This is a genomic window from Pseudomonas lutea (assembly GCF_000759445.1).
In the GTDB taxonomy this organism is placed as follows: Bacteria; Pseudomonadota; Gammaproteobacteria; order Pseudomonadales; family Pseudomonadaceae; genus Aquipseudomonas; species Aquipseudomonas lutea.
Genome location: NZ_JRMB01000001.1, coordinates 104047 through 121948, shown reverse-complemented (window position 1 = coordinate 121948; position 17902 = coordinate 104047). Strand labels below are relative to the sequence as shown.

The following is a 17902-nucleotide window of genomic DNA, read 5'->3' as shown; positions in this document are numbered from 1 at the left end:
ATAGGGTTCACCTCAGGCTGCTATCGACCCAAAAAGGACATATGTCTCGAATGCTACGGGGTGGGTAACCCTAGGCGGTGTACTTCAGCGCTCACACTCATCGGTTTTCCCTTCAGCACCGGCTTATGTCCGAGCAGGGCAATGGCCGGTTCAAGGCTATCGTTCGAAGGCACCAGCAGAGCCTGAAGGCTTTCAGGGTCGATTACTCCCCAGTTGGATAAATCATGGCAACCGCTACCGCCGCAGACAGCCTGATAGATCACACGGCTAGAGTGATTTGCATCGGTGTCGCATTCGCCGCCAACGAAATCCACATTGCTGTACCGCAAGATGGTGGAGCGTGGGCCTCTTTCTACCCGGAGGATCACATCTGCGCCTTCTGTTGACCGCAATGGCATGGTCATATCTACCCCGATAGATACGGTTGCGCCAGCGCACTGAAATTGATCCTCTGCCAAAGCTGACAAGGAAAGGATGGCCGTAAAAATTAAAAGAGCCGCAGTCCGTTGCATTGAAAGAACTCGGGTTATTAATAGGTGGATGCTAGCAACGCGTGGAGCGCCGATGAAGAGGTAAGGACTAGCTATTACGCGAAAGTAAGGAGTGATCGCTGTTGGCCGATTTTAGCCCGTTGCGAGACGAGGCTTTCGGCGTGAAGAGGCTTCGAAGAGCTTCTCTGACGTGTTACGGTGTTTTTGAGTGGCAATGCAGGTGTAATCGGCAAGCCCGCTCTGAGGATTAAAGCCCCATGACTGACCGCTTGGAGTCAATCAATCCAGACGTACACCGTGCCTTGGATGCTCTGGAGCCCGCCGAGAAAAAGCGGGTGGCTACTCGTATCGTTCTCTGAGCGGTTGATGAGGTTGGTGGCGACTCTAATGAGGTCGCTCAACTGTTGTCGTGTGGAGGTCGGGCTAGACTTGAGACTCTATGCGCTGAGATGGAGGAAAAATACTTTTATCTGCTGGAGCGCGATGACGAAGGATCTTACGGTTGGTTTAGCAAGGCCCGCGCATATAGTGCGAGCGTGTTCCTTGCCCGTGACGAACTTGACGACGCGGTCTATGAATCTATTTTCGCGACGGATAAACCGTTCCAGGTCAGTGATTTCGTATGAAAGCCCTGGGCTTCGGCATGCGCGCACCGCTTGCGAGGGAACGCACCACTCCTCGTTAATCTGTAACCTGGGGGCAAGGGTTAAAAACCTCGGTTACGTCGAGTGTTGTATGCCACGGGACGGTAGTGCCTGACACCATTCCGCCCACGGTTTGCTGTCGACCCGACTTGCGCACATATCCGCCATCCGTCCCAGCGAAGACGTGCTGCCCTGGTTTCGTCAGATAATCAAAGAAACTGACTTTCACAGGCACATTCATTTGCCCAGCCGGCGTAATGACGGCGAGCATGATCGCTCGGTCTTTGGTGAATACAACGAACGGTTCGACTCCAGTGCGACCACCAACTGTCTTCACGCACTGCACTTGTTCTGGGAGGATGCGTGCGGTTTCAGTGTAGGTGTGGTTGTTGTAGAGACTGAGGATCAGGCCTTTGCTGGTCAACACTCCCAGGCCTTGAGTGGCTCGGCAGCTGCCTTCGCTTCCATATGGGAACAAGCACCAGTTCGTTTCCGACACGGCTTGAATATCCGATGGTGCAATTTTCAGATCGCGCTGGATTTGGGCTTTTGATTCTGGCGTGTCGTAAGGGATCATCACGCATCCACCGACTGTCACTGCTGCGATGAGGCCTATGGCCGCAGCTACGTTTTGAACTGATGATTTGAAGGTGTTCATTGTTCGCTCTCCTTGCTGTATTACCACCACTGTAAGGCTGTGGCGATTTTGGTAGCGAACCTTACGGCATGGGCGGCAAGCAGTCATCCTCGTGCTGATAGCTGGATCACTTGACTGGACGCTTACATTACGGTGGCAGAATCGACGCACAACTGCCGGTCAGGACAGGCGGGACTCGGCCAGGAGCAGTCATTGAGTCCGATCCCTACGAAATGACTTTCATCCTGGGCATGTTCACTTGCAAGACCGTCCCGCTAAAGTTAACGTCGGTCTCATGATTACACCACGCTTTGAATCGACCACAACCTTCACGACCGCCACCGGCGGGTCGTGGGAGGTTGTGTGAGTTAAAACAGCACACGATCCCTAAAGACCCGCCAGCAATGGACCGGGTCTTTTTTTTGCCCCGGTTTTGCTGGCACCCACGTAAGGAAACGCACATGTATGCACTTCTGATTCTCGACATGCAGGTAGGGCTTGTTCACGGTCCGGACAGACCTTGGGCGGGTCAAGCGCTTATCAATACATTGAATGGACTCATGAGAAGTGCGCGTGAAACAGGCGCACCTATCTTTCTTGCCCGCCATATAGGTCCGGCAGGGTCTCCGATTGAGCCGGGTAGCCCGCTCACCGAGCTCGTTCAGGAGTTACAGTTAATGGGTGACGAAGTGATTTTCGAGAAAAAACGCCCGAATGCCTTCGTTCAGACTGACCTGGCAACTCAGCTACGCGAGCGCGGCTGTGAAGGCGTCGTTGTTACAGGCATGAAAACTCAATACTGCGTAGACAGTACTTGCCGGGCTGCCCGCGATTGCGGCTTTGATGCTGTGCTCATCGCAGACGGACATACTTGCTCCGATACTCCAGGGCTCCAAGCAGAGGCCATCATTGCCCACCATAATGCAACATTGGCCGGGCCATTCTGCCGAGTCATCCAGGCCGAGGAATGGAGTTTCTAGTCAAGTCCCATGATCGACTCGGTACAGGGTCATCAGTCCTCGGTGCTTTCCATGCTACAGGTCTCTGGCGGCCGTTAGCTGACCCTCATGAATGACCGCTTAGGGTCGATAGCTGCCTTTCATGAGGACGGAATTCGACCCACAACGTAAGCGTCCGGCAGACACACCTTGACCACACCATTCTCCCCCGTGCTCCTCAAAACCACGCTCATTTGCAAGGCTTTAGTAAGCGCTTGGTTAAGTCACCGTGGTTCGGAATTCGCGCTTAGAAAACTCAATAGATAGTGAAGTGGGACGCCTCAGACCTCGGCAGATGGTGCGGATAAGATAAAGATTCGGTCGTCTTGGATTACCAGACCCATTCTCCGCGCCTTAGCTTCGGTTATCAGCGCCCATTATCAGACTGAGGAGCTTTTTAGCAGGTCAACTCCGAGCGCGAGAACGTTCGTTCAGCTACTGCCCTTATGCTGATGAGGTTGCCAGATTTGCACGGGCCCACTCCTCAGCGGTCGTGACTTGAGTCGACTGCTGCGCGTTGAAAGTGCCTGCTTTAGGCCAGGCCACGCCTCTGCCCTGGGCGAACACAGCGCGGTACTTCTTGATGTGATGCGTTGGGTCTCTCTCCAATTCTTGGAGCAAGTACGGAACAGTCCACACGTTACGTTTGAACGGGCGACCCAGTACACGTTCGAGGAGGCTCGCAACCTCTCCGTACGTCACTGTATCTCCCGAGAGGTACACAATCTGATCGCGGAAGCGAGGTTCGAAGAAAACAATTTCCGCTGTCAACGCACCAATGTCTTCTGGAGTCGTGAGCGTCACGCTGGTCTCAAGACTGCCTAGCGCGTTCACGGTATCGTTTTCGAAGTCAACCACCTCGAATACTGGCTCGAATAGAAAGCTGGTGAACATACCCGTCGAGATGATTACCCATTCAGTTTTATCCTGGGCGCGAAGCAATTCGCGTACATCAAGCTGAGCATCGAACAGATCTTGAGGACTGCCCCGACCGATTACCTCGAAGTCGACACCAAACTGCCAAGGAAAGTAGCGCTTCACACCGGACTTGAGAGCTGCTGTAGCCAGCTTCATCGGGGTTTCCCGGCCTGCAACCATGCCTGCGCAGCCTATTACGGTATCGAACCGTGCGAACACTTCAGCCAACTGATCGATTGAATTATTCACGAGATCTGCGGCCACCATCTGGATGCCAAGATCTCGAAGCTCATCGATTTCGACCTTTTTCTCGGGCACCTGAGTGTTGATGGTCGAATCCCTGAGCAGGACGCTGATTGTGGAGCCGGGCGCGCGCTTTGCTACTCGCGCAAGATTGCGCAGAACCGGCAGCCCAAGCTCACCGGCGCCTAGAACGAGAATGGATTGGGGGGAAAGCTGGGTCACTTCGGTCATGATTTCTCCTGAGACCTGTTGCCTGTAAGATGAACAAATGCTTGCACGATTAGGCAACGTTCGTAAGAAGGCACACCTGTGATACCAGAGAATGAAATGACCGATCAGGAGGCTCTCAGCCAGGCAGAAACAATTTGCCGAACGCTTAGAGAAGACGATGATGGCGTCAGACGAGAAGTGCTTGCTCACGCAGGTAGCCGCTGGTCGTTAGGTATTCTGCATGCCCTGGGGGTTTACGGCACGATGCGCCATGCCGAAATAAAAAGGCAGATGGCTGGGGTGACTCAGCGGATGTTAACCAAGACGCTACGCTCCATGGAGCGGGATGGGCTAGTGGTTCGGCGGGAGTTCGGTGAGATTCCGCCACGTGTCGAGTATGAGCTGACGCCGCTGGGTATGGGACTGTTGATCCGCATGTCACCTATCTGGACTTGGGTTGTCGAGAACGTTGAGGATTTCCGCAAGGCGCGGCGTATTTTCGACAGTCAGGATGACAAAAAACCCGCATGGCAAATACCTCCATCGACACCATTAGATTCAGACGCGTCGGACTGAATGTAGCTCATAGCGTGTTAGGAGCCCTGTGCCCATTGATGCGGTAGTAATTGGTCAATTGCACTGGCCCTCTGTGTCGGCAACCGCGTCAGTACATCCTTGAGATACGCGAACGGATCATGCCCATTCATGCGTGCCGATTGAATCAAGCTCATAATTGTCGCCGCTCGTTTACCGCTGCGCAGTGATCCGGCGAAGAGCCAATTCGAACGGCCAAGGGCCCAAGGCCGGATCGTATTTTCGACCCGATTGTTGTCGATGGGCACAGCACCATCATTGAGGTAGCGCGTCAGCGCTACCCAGCGTTTCAGGCTGTAATCCAGAGCCTTGGCTGTGGCCGAGCCCTCGGGCACAAGTTCGCGCTGAGCCAGCATCCACTCATGCAACTTCTCCGCGATAGGAATCGCCATTTCTTGACGTAATCGCCAGCGATCTTCATCGCTCATCTCTTTGGCCTTTCGTTCAACCTCGTATAGGCCGCCGATTGAGTGCAGCGCCTGTTCGGCCAGTTGGCTTTTGTTCGCCACATGCAGGTCGAAGAACTTGCGGCGAGCATGGGCCATGCAGCCGATTTCGGTGATGCCCCCTTCGAAGCCGGCCTTGTAGCCTGCGAAGCCATCGCAGACCAGCTTGCCGTTCCAAGTGCCCAGGAAGTTGCGCGCATGTTCGCCAGCACGGCTCGGGCTGAAGTAGTAGACCACCGCCTTCAGTGCCGAGAATGGTGTCGTGCAGTAGGCCCAGACATACGCTCGGTGCGTTTTCTTTTCACCCGGTGCCAGCATCTGCACGGGTGTTTCATCGGCATGGACGACTCGCTGGGCCAGCACTGCCTCGCGCAGTGCTTCCACGAGCGGTTGCAGTTGTACGCCGGTTTGACCCACCCACTGCGCCAGTGTCGAACGGGCGATGGGCAGCCCGGCGCGGCCGAAGATTTTCTCTTGGCGATACAGCGGCAGATGGTCGGCGAACTTGGCCACCATGATGTGGGCCAGCAGGCCTGCGGTCGGGACGCCTTTGTCGATGACGTGCGCCGGTACCGGCGCCTGGATTAGCGTTTCACACTGCTCGCAGGCCCACTTTCCACGGATGTGACGCTCGACGGTGAATACGCCGGGCGTGTAGTCGAGCTTTTCGCTGGCGTCTTCGCCGATGCGCTTGAGGGCGCAGCCGCACTGGCAGTTGCTGTTGTCCGGTTCGTGATGGATCAGTGTGCGAGGAAACTGCGGTGGCAGCGGTGCGCGCTTGGGTTGCTGGCGCACTTTGGCTTCGACAGGTGCCGGTTGCAGCGCCTCAAGTTCGGCTTCGATAGCGGCGATATCCGTATCGATCAAGTCGTCGAGCAGGCTGGCTTGATCCGGGCTCAACTGCTCGCTGCGCTTGGCAAACTTGAAGCGTTTGAGCAGCGCGATCTCGTGGGCCAGTTTCTCGTTGACCGACTTGTGATGAGTGATTTGCTTGTCCATTGTCTCGACGCGCTGGATCAACTGCGCCGCCAGGGCACGCAGTTGTTCAGGGTTTAATTGATCGAGATTTGGATGCAAAGTCATGCCGCCGATTTTGCCAGAGAGGGCTGATGGCGACGATAGACTGATGGGCCAATTGCGCTGGCAAGCACGCCATGGCAGATGTTAAAGCATCGAGATGATTCCGCCTGCACCGACGCGCTGCCAAGGTAAACCGAGCACCAGGGCCTGAAGTTGCTCGGCATCCAACTCAACTTCGGAGCCGTGTCGCACACCCGGCCAGAAGAAGCGTCCTTGATTCAAACGCCGGGCGGCAAGCCAAATCCCCACGCCGTCATGCACCAGCACTTTCATTCGATTGGCGCGGCGGTTGGCGAACATATAGGCACAGTGCGGCTTCGCCGCACCGAACACCGCCACGACTCGTGCGAGCGCGGTTTCAGTGCCGGCGCGCATGTCCATGGGCTCGGTGGCGAGACAGATGGAATCGACGCGGATCATCGCAGCAGGTCTCGTAGGAAAGCAGAACACGCCGCTGCATTTCTGCTGGCCAACTCACCACGACTACACCTTTTGGATGCGGCACTTCGATTCGGATCGTGGCAGGAAGGGCCTGATGCATCGGCACCGGCGGCGAAGTCTTGACCGGGATGAAGGCAGTTTGCAGTGCCAGGTTTTTCTGCGCATGCACCCGAATCCATTTATGGACGAGGTTTGCATTGAGGTTGTGGGTCAAGGCGACATTGGCAATTGAAGTGTCAGGATGGGCGCACTCAGTAATGACCTGGGCCTTGAAGGACTTGGAATAGGAACGGCGTTCTTGTGGCATGGGCGTCCGCTTAAAAAGGCTAAAAATGGTGTCCACTTAAATTTAGGTGGACACCATCGCCTTAACCGATGGCATCAGGAAGATGTGTTGCTCGGACGGTTACCCCACAACTAACGGTAACGACAATCATAAGTCGGCCAACATCAGACAGGCCGTGCTTGCGCTCGTAAGCGCGGTGTCCTGGTGCCGTTGGCAAAATGGGGCGACTGCGCTGATGCCAGGGTGGAGTCACAGCCGGTGGAAATCTACGCGGGCGCAACAGAGCGATCTGCGTTGAATTCAAAGGTGCGCGCGTTTATTGATGTTGTGCCGCAGGCGCTGCAGTTGGGGCTGCTCAGCCCCGAAGGCATAGACAGCCATCGTCGATGAACTCTACCTGGGAAATCCAGGTATAGATGGGCAGCTTCTGCGCACACCACTTGCCTGCTGACTGAATTCGCCAAGGCTCATCTATACAAAGACAGATGAGCGTTTCTTACCAATACCGTAGAGAGGCGAACTCAATCTGCCTGCCGATCAGCCCAGATGCTCGCCCCCATGCTCTGCCACGCCGATAAGGCTGATGGCCGTCGCGTCGGTATGGCTGTCTACGGTGCTCAGTAGCGGCGAGGAGGACACAACTTTACTCCCGTCAAAGTCTTTGAATATCAAATGAGCCGGGGTGAGATCCGCGACGTGGTTGCCCTGCAGCAGCAACTCGAAGCGCGCCCCGTCCCGGTCACTGGCGTCCAGTGATTTGAGCGCGGTCAGGGTGCCGGCGGCGTTCACGACCACCTTGAGCGTACCGTTGTGCCCATTGCCCAAGCCAAGAAAACCCGTAGCAGACACATCGATGACGTCGTTTTCGTTCCCATTGAAGTCAGTGATCGTGTCCCGCTGTGCGGTGCCGTCATTGTCGTAACGCTGGCTGTTTCGAAAGTTGCCGTACACGAAGGTATCGGCGCCCGCGCCCCCCGTCAGGGTATCGCCGCCAGCCCCGCCGTCGAGTCGATCATCGCCGGCGCCCCCATTAAGCGTGTCCCTGCCTGCACCGCCCAGTAAGGTTTCCGCAGCGCTGGTTCCCATGAGCTTGTCACTGCCGTCGGTGCCCTGGATCACGGATTGCAGATTGGCATTGGTGAAGGTATGCAGGAAGTTGCCGTTCAAGGCCAACTCGAACCGTTGCCCCAGCACGTCCGCGTCCAGATTCTTCAGATAAGTGACGTTCTTGGCCTCGTTGTAAGCCAGCAAGAGTGTGTGGTTGTGGCCATTCCCCAGCCCGGTGAAGCCGATACCGGCACCTGCTACGTCGATCTTGTCATGGGCCACGTCGAAATCGGTGATCACATCCGCATATGACTTGGTCGCGGTGCGATAGCTCTCACTGACCGTATGGAAGCGGAAAATATCATTCCCCTCGCCACCGGTGAGCTTGTCTACGCCAGTGCCACCGATCAGGGTGTCGTTGTTGCCCTTGCCGTTAAGGGCGTCGTTGCCAGCGCCGCCGTATATCACATCTTGAGTGATGTCACCGTTGAGCTTGTCGTTTGAGCGGGTACCGTAGATGTAGATAGAGTCGGTATTGTCCGAAACTTCGCTGCTGGCGAGCGCGGCAATGGCGCCCGTTTGGATGTGACTGATGACGTTGTGCGTGTACGAATTGTCAAACACGACGTTGCTTTCGCGGATGCCGTAAGTGGACTGTTCGCTGCCAGTGATGATATTCCCGGTCAACCGGATGTCGTGGGATTCGCTGGAGGTACTGACCTTGGTCACGCCGTATACCTGAATTTCGGCCACGGGGCTGCCTAGAGAATTATTGTGGATTGTGTTTGAAAAGACGTCGCCGTTTACGCTGCTTGCGATGTATATCCCGCTGCCCTTGTTGTCATGAATATCAACGCCCGTGATCTTGAAATGACGGGCGAACGCGGTGTGAATTCCGTCATCGCCATTGCCGTAGACTTCGCCGCCCTTGACGGTAGTGCCGGTGCTTTGCACGAATATTCCGAAGTCGGTATTGCTATAAGCGTCGTTGTCCACTACCTGAACATCGCCGCCGACATTGAAACCAGTCCGGTTTGCGTAGGCGACATTGTCATGCAACAGGCTGGCAGTCATTGCATAGCCGCGCACACCGTAGTCATTGTCATGGGCGACGCTGTTGCTCAGCTCTACCTGCACCAAACCATCGGTGCCCTGCAAATCGAAACCGTTGCCGGCTGCGTTCTTGGCTTCTACGCTATCAATCCTGACATTAGTCCCGCTGCCATTCAGCCAGCCTGAAAAATATCCCGTGTTGTGCTGAAGGTTGCCATCAAGCGTCAGCTTGCTGGCCCCCACATCGTGTGTGCCGTTGGCCGTCAGGATGCCAGTGACAGCGGAAGGCAGGTCGTTCGCCAGCTTGAGTGTCGAGACGCCCATGCCTTGGCCGACCAGTGAAACATTGCTCTTCAGGGCGAGGCAACTGCCAGTCGTTGCGCTGACCATGTAAGTGCCCTCGGGCAAGTACACCTGTCCGCCGCCCGCCGCAGCGGCGGCATCGATGGCTTTTTGGATGGCGAGCGTATCGTCACTGCTGCCATTACCCTTCGCGCCGAAATCTTTAACGTTGAATTTTGCCATGATGACTCTCTGCTGGGGATTCAAGTGTCTCCTTATCCACCAGGGAGCCAATGAGGCGGTGCGATCCCGGACAACGAACAGACTGCATGAGGGTTGGACTGCGCAACAGTGTGGTTGAGATCCAAGGGTTTACCAGTGCGCCGACCGCCGTCTATCGAAATTGGGATCAAAGCGAAAAAATGGTATGAGGGTGTAGCGCACATGGGTCGGGAGCAGCTATCTAGCCCGACTATAGCGGCCCAACGTTCAGCGGGTAGCCGGGCCACTAAGAACCTTTCCTTGGGATATCAGCGCTCCCGATCAAGGGCTCGGGACTTTGCAGCTTTAGTGGGCAGGATGAGCCTTGAGCCAGTTCTTCATCTGCGCGATTTCCGCGGCCTGCGCCGCCACAATCTTGCGCGCCAGCTCCAGAATCTGCGGATCCTTGCCGTATTTGAGCTCGATCTCCGCCATCTCAACCGCGCCTTCGTGGTGAGGCAGCATGCCTGCCGCGAACGCAACGTCCGGGTCGTCACTCATCATCCCGTGATGCATGTCGTCTTTCATGGCGCCCATTGATTGCCGATAGGCCTCATGCATCTGTTTGATGTCCTCCGTCTCGTCAGCCCTGACGGCTGTGACGGCAAGCAGGGCAATGACGCTGATAAGGGCGGCAATCTTTTTCATGAAGGGGCATCCTGGATGAGGGCAGATACGAAGCGGTCACGCTAGACCTTCCCACCAGAGCAAGGTCAAGCGCATTTTCCAATGCCGTTTCGGGATGTTCCCGTGCTCGGCGCCCTAGACGACCCAGGACGGGTGGTCTCCCAGCCAGGCTCGGCGGATTTTGCCGTTGCTGACAGCTCACCGCACCCTAAGAGGAGGTCCAATAATCGGGGCTGGCTGTGCTGCTGTCGGGGTTGCCGGCGTGCCTGGATCGTTGACCTGGTATGGGCTTGTGGCGGTCATGCTGTCGCAATCGAGGATTTCGTCGATGTACCAAAAGGCCCGAAAAGTTATTGATCGCCTTTGCGGTGGTCTGATTCTGGGGCTCGGTGTACGGCAACTCGTCTGAGTGTTGGATCGAATGCGCGGCAATGCGGGTAGCAGCTATCGCCACAGAGCAGGCAGGCGGCCTACAGGCCCGGTTCACTATCGCGGCCCGTTCAATCAAGACTGCCGCAGGTACTCGGACCATGGCTCTGCGCGTCGCGTACCCTCCGTCTCAAGCATCCGCAACTGACACCCGTACTCGGTGACAATCCCCGGGACTTAGCGGTTGGCCGCTCGAAGAAAGCACGACAAGTGGCTTCACAGGCTGACCAGATGCATTGTCCACTAACACTGAGCGCGCCTCTTGCGGCGCAAACAGGTAGCGTTCGCCCCACTGCCTCATGCTGATCACGACGGGGAAAATGGCTCGCCCCTTATCCGTCAGCACGTACTCCTTGTAGGCGCTGCCATCTGACGCGGGTGCGACGTCGAACACTCCTGTCGCCACCAGTGCTTTGAGCCGCGACGCCAGAATGTTCCTGGCAACGCCCAGGTTTTTCTGAAATTCGCTGAACCGGCGCACATCGTCAAACGCTTCGCGGATGATCATCAGCGACCAGCGATCGCCGATGGCTTCCAGCGTTCTGGCTACGGGACATTCATTGCTGGGTAGAGAGGCTTCTTCTGCCATTTCTCGTTATTCCGATGTTGATTGGCCGGATCTGTTTCAAGAGCCGGCGAGATACTGGTTGCAATTAGAGACTGGATTATCAAGAATCCGATCCAGTTTTTAATTGAAACCAGCTTACTGACATGGAAGCCTTTATGACAGCCGAGACCGAACAGTTGACCCGTCAGTCGTCCAGCTTCGACCCGGCGCAGATACCTGTGCAAACGACTCCCGCAGATGATGATCACACCGGGCTTTCATCCGCTCTGACCGTGCTGTTCGCCGTCACCTGCGCCTTGGCTGTTGCCAACGTGTATTTCGCTCAGCCTTTGCTCGATTCCATGGCGCAGAGCCTGGGGGTGGCGCCGGCCGTGATCGGAATCGTAGTGACAGCGACGCAGGCTGGCTATGCAGCGGGTTTGCTGCTGATTGTCCCGCTGGGTGACCGGGTCAATCGTAAACGGCTAATCCTCGGTCAGATCCTGCTGTCAGCACTGGCGCTCGCAGGCGTCGGCGCTTCACCTACCTGGCTGGTGCTGCTGGGCACCCTTATCGTTGTGGGCTTGATGGCCGTGGTGGTTCAAGTGGTCGTGGCGTATGCAGCGTCGCTGGCAACGCCCTCCCAACGGGGTCGAGCCGTCGGCACGGTCACCAGTGGCATTGTGTTGGGGATCCTGCTGGCACGCTTCGCGTCCGGACTGATCGCTGATCTGGCGGGCTGGCGCGCCGTTTATTTTCTGTCTTCAGGCTTGATGCTCATCCTTGGCGCAGTGCTGTGGAGAACGATCCCAAAGGCTGCTTCGCCGTCTACTCGAGACTCATATGTCGCCCTCATCCGGTCGCTTTTCAAGCTGCTGGTGAGCGAACCCGTCCTGCGGATACGGGGTCTGTTGGCGTTGCTGATCTTCGCCTCATTTTCAGTATTGTGGACGGCAATGGTCTTGCCCCTGAGCGCCCCGCCTCTATCGCTGTCGCATACTGCAATCGGGCTTTTCGGTCTGGCTGGAGTGGCCGGCGCACTGGCAGCCAGAAGGGCCGGTCGGTGGGCCGACCAGGGTTTAGGGCAGCGCGTCACCGGTCTTGCTTTGTGCGTACTGACTCTTTCTTGGGTACCCATCGGCTTTGCCCAGACTTCGCTGATCGCGCTGGTCTGCGGGGTGATACTGCTCGACTTCGCCGTGCAAGCCGTCCACGTCACCAGCCAAAGCCTGATCTTCGCCGCGCGCCCTGACGCCCAAAGCCGTCTGGTCGGCGCTTATATGTGCTTCTACTCGGTCGGAAGCGCGGTCGGCGCGGTGGCAGCGACCCAAGTGTATGCACGCTGGGGATGGGTCGCGGTCTGCCTCTTGGGTGCATCGACCAGCGCAGCGGCACTGGTGCTCTGGTATTTGACAGCTCATGTGCGTGACCCCGGCAAGGGAGGATCACGTTAAAGCCAGGTGCTGGCCCGAATCAGTCGTGCATTCGGGTTGGCGCTTGTCCAGCAGGACACTCTGCCGTGCCTCGTCAACCCTTGCTGTGCATGGCCTCCAGCGTGTTGAACGTCACCTGCCCGCCTTCGTTCTTGTAGCCGGTGTTATCCAGGGTGTAGACCCCCGCCTTGAAATAGAGCTGTTTGCCCTGCCAGCTTTTACTGAGCTGCTTGCCCCATCGGTTGCCTTGCGCGATCACATGCAGGTAACCCGCCGAGCTCAAGCGAACCTCGTAAGTGAACCGCTCGCTCAGTGCGACGTCCTCGGCAATCACCACCTTGGTGTCCGCGCTGCCCGGCTTGAGGCGGTAGTTGGCGATCACGCTGCCGGTCTTTTTGGCCTTGTCATAGACATACTCGACTTTCAGCAGCGGACCCTTGCCCTTGTAGATGTGGATCTGCCCGATCACCACCCTGCCTTCCGACGGCACCTGGTTGACCGACAAGCTGGCGGTCATCCGGTGATCGGCTTCAGGGTAGGTCCAGTTGCGCAGTTCCCCGCCCTTGTAGGTTTCGCGAAGTTCGCTACGCGGAAACTCCGATTTGGACGTAGTCCCGCCCGTCACCGGCGCCCAGAAAAACAGCGTATTGCCGGAGCGAAAGTACGAATCCGAGTAACCGTCCACCAGGCGCGGAGTCTCGATGACGCGGGCAGGCGTGCCGACCGGGAGGGTCAGGTTCCAGGTGCTTAGATCGATCATGCCGTGGCCTTCCAATGGGTCGTGGTTTGTTTTGCAGGTTACCCCGTCCAGGTTACTAGCCTGCAACCACGAGACTCATCAGCCCTTCCTGTCATCAGCTCCCGGCCCCCGCGTGACCTCAAACCGCCTCACATTCTTGCGCAGCCAGCTCATGAAACCGCTGGCATCCGCTACCACAGGCTTGGTCTCCAGCAGCGCCGCACGCGCCTTGGCGCGAAATTTCGCCAGCCCGGCCAACGCGCCCAGCAGCTCAGGGTGCTCGGCCAGCCACGGTTCCAGATCGGCCTTGTCGATGCGGTAGATCATGCAGTCGGTATACGCACAAAAACGCCCCAGCGTCGGGCTTGCGTCGACGAAACCGGTCTCGCCGATCAACTCGCCCGGGCCCATGCGGCCGACTTCCAGCCAGCCGTCCGACCGTTGAAGAGACACAGAGATGATCCCGGATTCGATGATGTACAACGCCTCAGGCACCACGCCCTCGGCCAGCACAATGTCCTTCGCTGCATAGGCGCTCAGGTGCATATGCTCTTGCAGTTGGGCACGGTCGGCGTCGCTGAGCATGCGCAGGGCGTTGACGGTGTTGAGCACGGCAGACTGGCGCGTCGCAGGGCGCTGCTGGTCCTGGCGGGTATCGGTGGAGGCCAGTTGACGATGGATCAGATCAAACAGCTGGTTGCGCACGGCGGCGCGTCGGTCGCGGGATTTGACGTAGCCGGTGACTTCGTACTCGACGATGCGCAGACCGGACTTGACCACCACCGCCGATGGCTTGGGTTGCGCCAACAGTTCGCGGCAACCGAGCAAGGCTTTTTCGAGGGAATCCAGGACCAGGCTGGGGCGAAGGCGGGTCGACAGTTCGATGGACAGCGTGACCGAATGAAAGTGGTCCGGGCGGCTGTAATTGACGATACGGGTCTTGGCGGCCATGGCGTTGGGAATCACCGCCATGCTGCCTTCCGAGGTGAGCAGATGGGTGGAGCGCCAGTCGATTTCGATCACTTTGCCTTCGATGTCGTCGACGCGAATCCAGTCGTCGACCCGAAAAGGCTTGGTCGCGTTGAGCACGATGCCGGAGAACACGTCGCCCAGCGTACTCTGCACGGCAAGGCCGAGGATGATCGCCACCGCGCCGGAGGTGGCCAGCAGCCCTTTGACGGGCAGGTCCAGCACGTAGCTGGCGGCAGCCACCGCGGCGATGATGAAAATGATCGCGCCCATCACATCTTGCAGAAGGTGACCTTTGCCCCCGATGCGCGGTTCCATGACGACCACGGCAAGCACCGTCAGCGTTCTCGCACCAAACAGCCACCAGGCGATGGTTAGAATCGTGGCCAGGACATGGCGAGGGACCGACCAGTCGGCGGGCACCTGATACAACGGGCTGAGCCCGCCATCGAGCAGCGCCATGCTGAACAGAATGAACAAGACCAGGCGGCAGAGCATTTTGCGCCGCAGCCAGCGCGGGTGCAGCCACTGCCAGAGCGTGAGGTCGATGACCAGCAGCACCGAGGCGCTGATCAACGGATAGGCGAACCACAAATGATCCATCGAAATTCCCTGAGGGTAGACAGCTCGTGCAGCTTAGCTGAATACCTTGCAAGGAGAAGTCGACGACAAGTCTGAGCTTCGCCGGAGAGAGTCCGGGGCGCATGCCGTTGCTGATGCTGATGCTGATGCCGATGCTGATGCCGATTCTGTAGCGCGCTTGCTCGCGAAAAATATCAGCCCGTGACATCGACGAACCTGACCCACCGCGTTCGCCAGCAAGCCGGCTCCTACAGATCTGCGTACGCCGCAAATTTCAAAGGTTGCCTGGATCAACTGTAGGAGCCGGCTTGCTGGCGAACCGGGGCATGACAACGCCACTGATGTTGCCCGAACCACCTTCGCGGGCAAGCGCGCTCCTACAGATGCGCGTACGCCGCACATTTCAGAGGTTGCCCGGATTTGCGTATGTCGCAGATTCCCAGATTGCCCGGATCAATTGTAGGAGCGCGCTTGCCCGCGAAAAATCTCAGCCCATGACATCGCCAAACCTGACGCACCGCGTTCGCCAGCAAGCCGGCTCCAGCAAATTTGCGTACGCCGCAAATTCAGAGATCGCCCGGATTTGCGTATGTCGCAGATTCCCAGATTGCCCGGATCAATTGTAGGAGCGCGCTTGCCCGCGAAAAATCTCAGCCCGTAACATCGCCAAACCTGACCCACCACCTTCGCCAGCAAGCCAGCCCCCACAGATTGACGTACGCCGCACGTTTCAAAATTGCCTGAATCAACTGTAGGAGCCGGCTTGCTGGCGAACCGGGGCGTGGTGTCAGTCGGCCCGCCGGGCAGCGCAAGGCTTCACGCATCAGAACGCCGTGACCCCGCCGTCCACGGCCAGCGAATGCCCGGTGGTGAACGCCGCGCCGTCGCTGCACAGGTAGAGCACCGCAGCGGCTATTTCTTCGACCGTGCCGATCCGCCCGACCGGGTGCATCGTCGCGGCGAATTCGGCCTTGCGCGGGTCGGCCTCGTGGGCGCGGCGGAACATGTCGGTGTCGATCACCGCCGGGCACACCGCATTGACCCGGATGCGTTTCTTGGCGTACTCGATGGCCGCCGATTTGGTCAGACCAATGACGGCGTGCTTGGAAGCACTGTAAATACTCATCTTCGGCGCGGCGCCGAGCCCTGCGACCGACGCTGTGTTAACGATCGCCCCACCACCTTGCGCCAGCATCAGCGGCAACTGGTACTTCATGCACAGCCAGACGCCTTTGACGTTAACGCCCATGATGGCGTCGAATTCCGCCTCGCTGCCTTCGGCCAGCCGGCCCTTCTCGATTTCGATGCCGGCATTGTTGAAGGCGTAGTCGACGCGGCCGTAGGCGTCCACCGCTTGCGCCATCATCTGCTGCACCTGGGCGTCCTTTGTCACATCGCACGGCAGAAACAGCGCCTCGCCTCCCGCCTGACGAATCAATCCAGCCGTGCCCTCGCCGCCCGCGCTGTCCATGTCCACCACCAGTACTTTCAGGCCGTGGGCGGCAAACGCAAGCGCGGTGGCGCGCCCAATCCCCGCTGCTGCGCCCGTCACCAATGCCACTTGACCGGCAAACGTCATGCTCATGGAATCGTCCCTTTTTGTACTTATTGATAGAAGGCTCGGCACACGCCGGGAATGCGCCGCAGCTTAGCGTTCACGGCACGACCAACGTCAGCACTATCAGAAGCCCGGTTGCTCAGCCATTGGCAACGGTGATGAGGAGCAGCACCTGCCATCATCAGCGTGGATCGACCGGCATTCGTTACAGTGGCAAACCTTGATGTCCGGACCTTTCCGGTCTATCACTGCACCGGTCCGCTTTTGCCGTCGTTAACCGCTTCCAACCGCCGTTAACGCCACCACCTTCTATTCGAGACCCCGCCATGACTGCTCAAGACAACCGCCAATTCCTACTCGCGCGTCGCCCGGTCGGTGCCGCGAGCCGTGAAGATTTCACCTTCCAGACGGTGCCCGTTGCCGAACTGGCGCCCGGGCAAATCAAAGTGAAGAGTGAATACCTGTCGCTGGACCCGGCCATGCGCGGCTGGATGAACGAAGGCAAGTCCTACATCGCTCCCGTTGAGCTGGGTGCGGTGATGCGCGCGCTGGGTGCGGGCAAGGTGATCGAGTCGCAGCACCCCAAATTCGCGGTCGGCGATTACGTGCAGGGCGTGCTCGGGGTGCAGGATTATTTCGTCGGCGAGCCCAAGGGCTTCAACAAGGTTGATCCCAAGCTCGTGCCACTGCCGGTGTATCTGGCCGCTCTGGGCATGACCGGCATGTCGGCGTATTTCGCCTTGCTGGAAGTCGGTCAGCCCAAGGCCGGTGACACCGTGGTGATCTCCGGCGCGGCGGGTGCGGTCGGCAGCATCGCCGGGCAGATCGCCAAAATCAAAGGCTGCCGGGTCATCGGCATCGCGGGTGGCAAGGAGAAGTGCCAGACGTTGATCGATGAGTTTGGCTTCGATGGCGCCATCGACTACAAAAACGAGGACATTCATGCGGCGCTGAAACGCGAGTGCCCGAAAGGCGTGGACGTGTATTTCGACAACGTGGGCGGCGACATTCTGGATGCCGTGCTGACGCGCCTGGCCCTCAAGGCGCGCGTGGTCATCTGCGGTGCCATCAGCCAGTACAACAACAAGGAAGCCGTCAAAGGCCCGGCCAACTACCTGTCGCTGCTGGTCAACCGAGCGCGCATGGAAGGCTTCGTGGTGATGGACCATGTTGAAAACTTCGCCAAAGCGGGGATGGAAATGGCCGGCTGGCTGGCCCAGGGCAAGTTGAAAAGCAAAGAGCACATTGTCGAAGGCCTCGAGACGTTTCCCGAGACGCTGCAGATGCTGTTCAAGGGCGAGAACAGCGGCAAGCTGATCCTGAAAGTGTAATGCGTCGCTGATAATCAGCTGAACAACTCATCGATACCGCTGCCATCACCACCAGA

General features: G+C 58.0%; 18 protein-coding genes. 6 read left to right on the top strand and 12 right to left on the bottom strand.

Features of this window, described 5'->3' with window-relative positions; all coding sequences use genetic code 11:
• Positions 1-53 precede the first annotated feature (53 nt).
• Positions 54-512 carry a hypothetical protein gene (locus LT42_RS25540; protein ID WP_152597563.1) on the bottom strand — a complete coding sequence of 153 codons (459 nt, stop codon included), beginning with the start codon at positions 510-512 and terminating at the stop codon, positions 54-56.
• A gap of 428 nt (positions 513-940) precedes the next feature.
• Between LT42_RS25540 and LT42_RS25875 the strand changes: the two genes are divergently transcribed.
• Entirely contained in the window at positions 941-1117 is a 177-nt protein-coding gene (locus LT42_RS25875) for a hypothetical protein (RefSeq protein ID WP_160176701.1), read from the top strand.
• Positions 1118-1172: 55 nt separating this feature from the next.
• Here LT42_RS25875 and LT42_RS00515 read toward each other — a convergent pair whose 3' ends face one another.
• Entirely contained in the window at positions 1173-1793 is a 621-nt protein-coding gene (locus LT42_RS00515) for a hypothetical protein (protein ID WP_037008978.1), read from the bottom strand.
• A gap of 440 nt (positions 1794-2233) precedes the next feature.
• On the opposite strand from LT42_RS00515, the gene LT42_RS00510 reads away from it, so the two are divergent.
• A complete protein-coding gene (locus LT42_RS00510; RefSeq protein WP_037008976.1) occupies positions 2234-2752 on the top strand; it encodes a cysteine hydrolase family protein in 519 nt (172 codons plus the stop codon).
• Between the two features lie 462 nt (positions 2753-3214).
• Here LT42_RS00510 and LT42_RS00505 read toward each other — a convergent pair whose 3' ends face one another.
• Positions 3215-4162, bottom strand: coding sequence for an aromatic alcohol reductase (locus LT42_RS00505; protein ID WP_003173940.1), 948 nt, complete (start codon positions 4160-4162; stop codon positions 3215-3217).
• A gap of 96 nt (positions 4163-4258) precedes the next feature.
• Between LT42_RS00505 and LT42_RS00500 the strand changes: the two genes are divergently transcribed.
• Positions 4259-4717, top strand: a complete 459-nt coding sequence (locus tag LT42_RS00500) for a winged helix-turn-helix transcriptional regulator (protein ID WP_037008973.1) — start codon at positions 4259-4261, stop codon at positions 4715-4717.
• A 17-nt stretch (positions 4718-4734) separates the two neighbouring features.
• Here the strand turns inward: LT42_RS00500 and tnpC are convergent, their stop codons facing one another.
• The 3 genes from tnpC to tnpA form a co-directional block, all read right to left on the bottom strand.
• The gene (gene tnpC / locus LT42_RS00495) at positions 4735-6264 is read right to left on the bottom strand and encodes an IS66 family transposase (protein ID WP_037008971.1); all 1530 of its coding nucleotides are present in this window, start codon (positions 6262-6264) and stop codon (positions 4735-4737) included.
• 81 nt (positions 6265-6345) lie between these two features.
• Positions 6346-6642 (bottom strand): IS66 family insertion sequence element accessory protein TnpB, encoded by a 297-nt coding sequence (tnpB, locus tag LT42_RS26105; RefSeq protein WP_160176700.1) that lies wholly within the window; start codon positions 6640-6642, stop codon positions 6346-6348.
• Complete coding sequence (tnpA, locus tag LT42_RS25040) at positions 6620-7009, bottom strand: IS66-like element accessory protein TnpA (protein WP_081955357.1); 390 nt, start codon at positions 7007-7009, stop codon at positions 6620-6622. Before tnpA ends, tnpB begins: the two co-directional genes overlap by 23 nt.
• Positions 7010-7246: 237 nt before the next feature.
• Here tnpA and LT42_RS26100 point away from each other — a divergent pair, with 237 nt between their 5' ends.
• Positions 7247-7378 (top strand): hypothetical protein, encoded by a 132-nt coding sequence (locus tag LT42_RS26100; RefSeq protein ID WP_276209476.1) that lies wholly within the window; start codon positions 7247-7249, stop codon positions 7376-7378.
• Between the two features lie 147 nt (positions 7379-7525).
• Here LT42_RS26100 and LT42_RS00485 read toward each other — a convergent pair whose 3' ends face one another.
• The 3 genes from LT42_RS00485 to LT42_RS00475 form a co-directional block, all read right to left on the bottom strand.
• Positions 7526-9613 (bottom strand): glycosyl hydrolase family 28-related protein, encoded by a 2088-nt coding sequence (locus LT42_RS00485; protein WP_052074944.1) that lies wholly within the window; start codon positions 9611-9613, stop codon positions 7526-7528.
• A gap of 324 nt (positions 9614-9937) precedes the next feature.
• Positions 9938-10279, bottom strand: a complete 342-nt coding sequence (gene copM, locus LT42_RS00480; RefSeq protein ID WP_037008967.1) for a CopM family metallochaperone — start codon at positions 10277-10279, stop codon at positions 9938-9940.
• Positions 10280-10817: 538 nt separating this feature from the next.
• The gene (locus LT42_RS00475) at positions 10818-11276 is read right to left on the bottom strand and encodes a winged helix-turn-helix transcriptional regulator (protein WP_037008966.1); all 459 of its coding nucleotides are present in this window, start codon (positions 11274-11276) and stop codon (positions 10818-10820) included.
• A gap of 134 nt (positions 11277-11410) precedes the next feature.
• On the opposite strand from LT42_RS00475, the gene LT42_RS00470 reads away from it, so the two are divergent.
• Positions 11411-12688 (top strand): MFS transporter, encoded by a 1278-nt coding sequence (locus LT42_RS00470; protein WP_037008964.1) that lies wholly within the window; start codon positions 11411-11413, stop codon positions 12686-12688.
• A 73-nt stretch (positions 12689-12761) separates the two neighbouring features.
• Here LT42_RS00470 and LT42_RS00465 read toward each other — a convergent pair whose 3' ends face one another.
• The 3 genes from LT42_RS00465 to LT42_RS00455 form a co-directional block, all read right to left on the bottom strand.
• Positions 12762-13427: a polysaccharide lyase family 7 protein gene (locus tag LT42_RS00465; RefSeq protein WP_037008961.1), complete on the bottom strand. Its 666-nt coding sequence runs from the start codon at positions 13425-13427 to the stop codon at positions 12762-12764.
• Positions 13428-13505: 78 nt separating this feature from the next.
• Positions 13506-14978 (bottom strand): mechanosensitive ion channel domain-containing protein, encoded by a 1473-nt coding sequence (locus LT42_RS00460; RefSeq protein WP_052074943.1) that lies wholly within the window; start codon positions 14976-14978, stop codon positions 13506-13508.
• A gap of 802 nt (positions 14979-15780) precedes the next feature.
• Positions 15781-16542 carry an SDR family oxidoreductase gene (locus LT42_RS00455; protein WP_037008958.1) on the bottom strand — a complete coding sequence of 254 codons (762 nt, stop codon included), beginning with the start codon at positions 16540-16542 and terminating at the stop codon, positions 15781-15783.
• A 299-nt stretch (positions 16543-16841) separates the two neighbouring features.
• On the opposite strand from LT42_RS00455, the gene LT42_RS00450 reads away from it, so the two are divergent.
• Positions 16842-17846 (top strand): NADP-dependent oxidoreductase, encoded by a 1005-nt coding sequence (locus LT42_RS00450; RefSeq protein WP_037008955.1) that lies wholly within the window; start codon positions 16842-16844, stop codon positions 17844-17846.
• The last annotated feature ends 56 nt before the right edge of the window (positions 17847-17902 follow it).

Coding starts and splice junctions, on each gene's coding strand:
- LT42_RS25540 (WP_152597563.1), bottom strand. CDS start 512: ATGCAACGGACTGCGGCTCTTTTAATTTTTACGGCCATCCTTTCCTTG.
- LT42_RS25875 (WP_160176701.1), top strand. CDS start 941: ATGGAGGAAAAATACTTTTATCTGCTGGAGCGCGATGACGAAGGATCT.
- LT42_RS00515 (WP_037008978.1), bottom strand. CDS start 1,793: ATGAACACCTTCAAATCATCAGTTCAAAACGTAGCTGCGGCCATAGGC.
- LT42_RS00510 (WP_037008976.1), top strand. CDS start 2,234: ATGTATGCACTTCTGATTCTCGACATGCAGGTAGGGCTTGTTCACGGT.
- LT42_RS00505 (WP_003173940.1), bottom strand. CDS start 4,162: ATGACCGAAGTGACCCAGCTTTCCCCCCAATCCATTCTCGTTCTAGGC.
- LT42_RS00500 (WP_037008973.1), top strand. CDS start 4,259: ATGACCGATCAGGAGGCTCTCAGCCAGGCAGAAACAATTTGCCGAACG.
- tnpC (WP_037008971.1), bottom strand. CDS start 6,264: ATGACTTTGCATCCAAATCTCGATCAATTAAACCCTGAACAACTGCGT.
- tnpB (WP_160176700.1), bottom strand. CDS start 6,642: ATGGACATGCGCGCCGGCACTGAAACCGCGCTCGCACGAGTCGTGGCG.
- tnpA (WP_081955357.1), bottom strand. CDS start 7,009: ATGCCACAAGAACGCCGTTCCTATTCCAAGTCCTTCAAGGCCCAGGTC.
- LT42_RS00485 (WP_052074944.1), bottom strand. CDS start 9,613: ATGGCAAAATTCAACGTTAAAGATTTCGGCGCGAAGGGTAATGGCAGC.
- copM (WP_037008967.1), bottom strand. CDS start 10,279: ATGAAAAAGATTGCCGCCCTTATCAGCGTCATTGCCCTGCTTGCCGTC.
- LT42_RS00475 (WP_037008966.1), bottom strand. CDS start 11,276: ATGGCAGAAGAAGCCTCTCTACCCAGCAATGAATGTCCCGTAGCCAGA.
- LT42_RS00470 (WP_037008964.1), top strand. CDS start 11,411: ATGACAGCCGAGACCGAACAGTTGACCCGTCAGTCGTCCAGCTTCGAC.
- LT42_RS00465 (WP_037008961.1), bottom strand. CDS start 13,427: ATGATCGATCTAAGCACCTGGAACCTGACCCTCCCGGTCGGCACGCCT.
- LT42_RS00460 (WP_052074943.1), bottom strand. CDS start 14,978: ATGGATCATTTGTGGTTCGCCTATCCGTTGATCAGCGCCTCGGTGCTG.
- LT42_RS00455 (WP_037008958.1), bottom strand. CDS start 16,542: ATGAGCATGACGTTTGCCGGTCAAGTGGCATTGGTGACGGGCGCAGCA.
- LT42_RS00450 (WP_037008955.1), top strand. CDS start 16,842: ATGACTGCTCAAGACAACCGCCAATTCCTACTCGCGCGTCGCCCGGTC.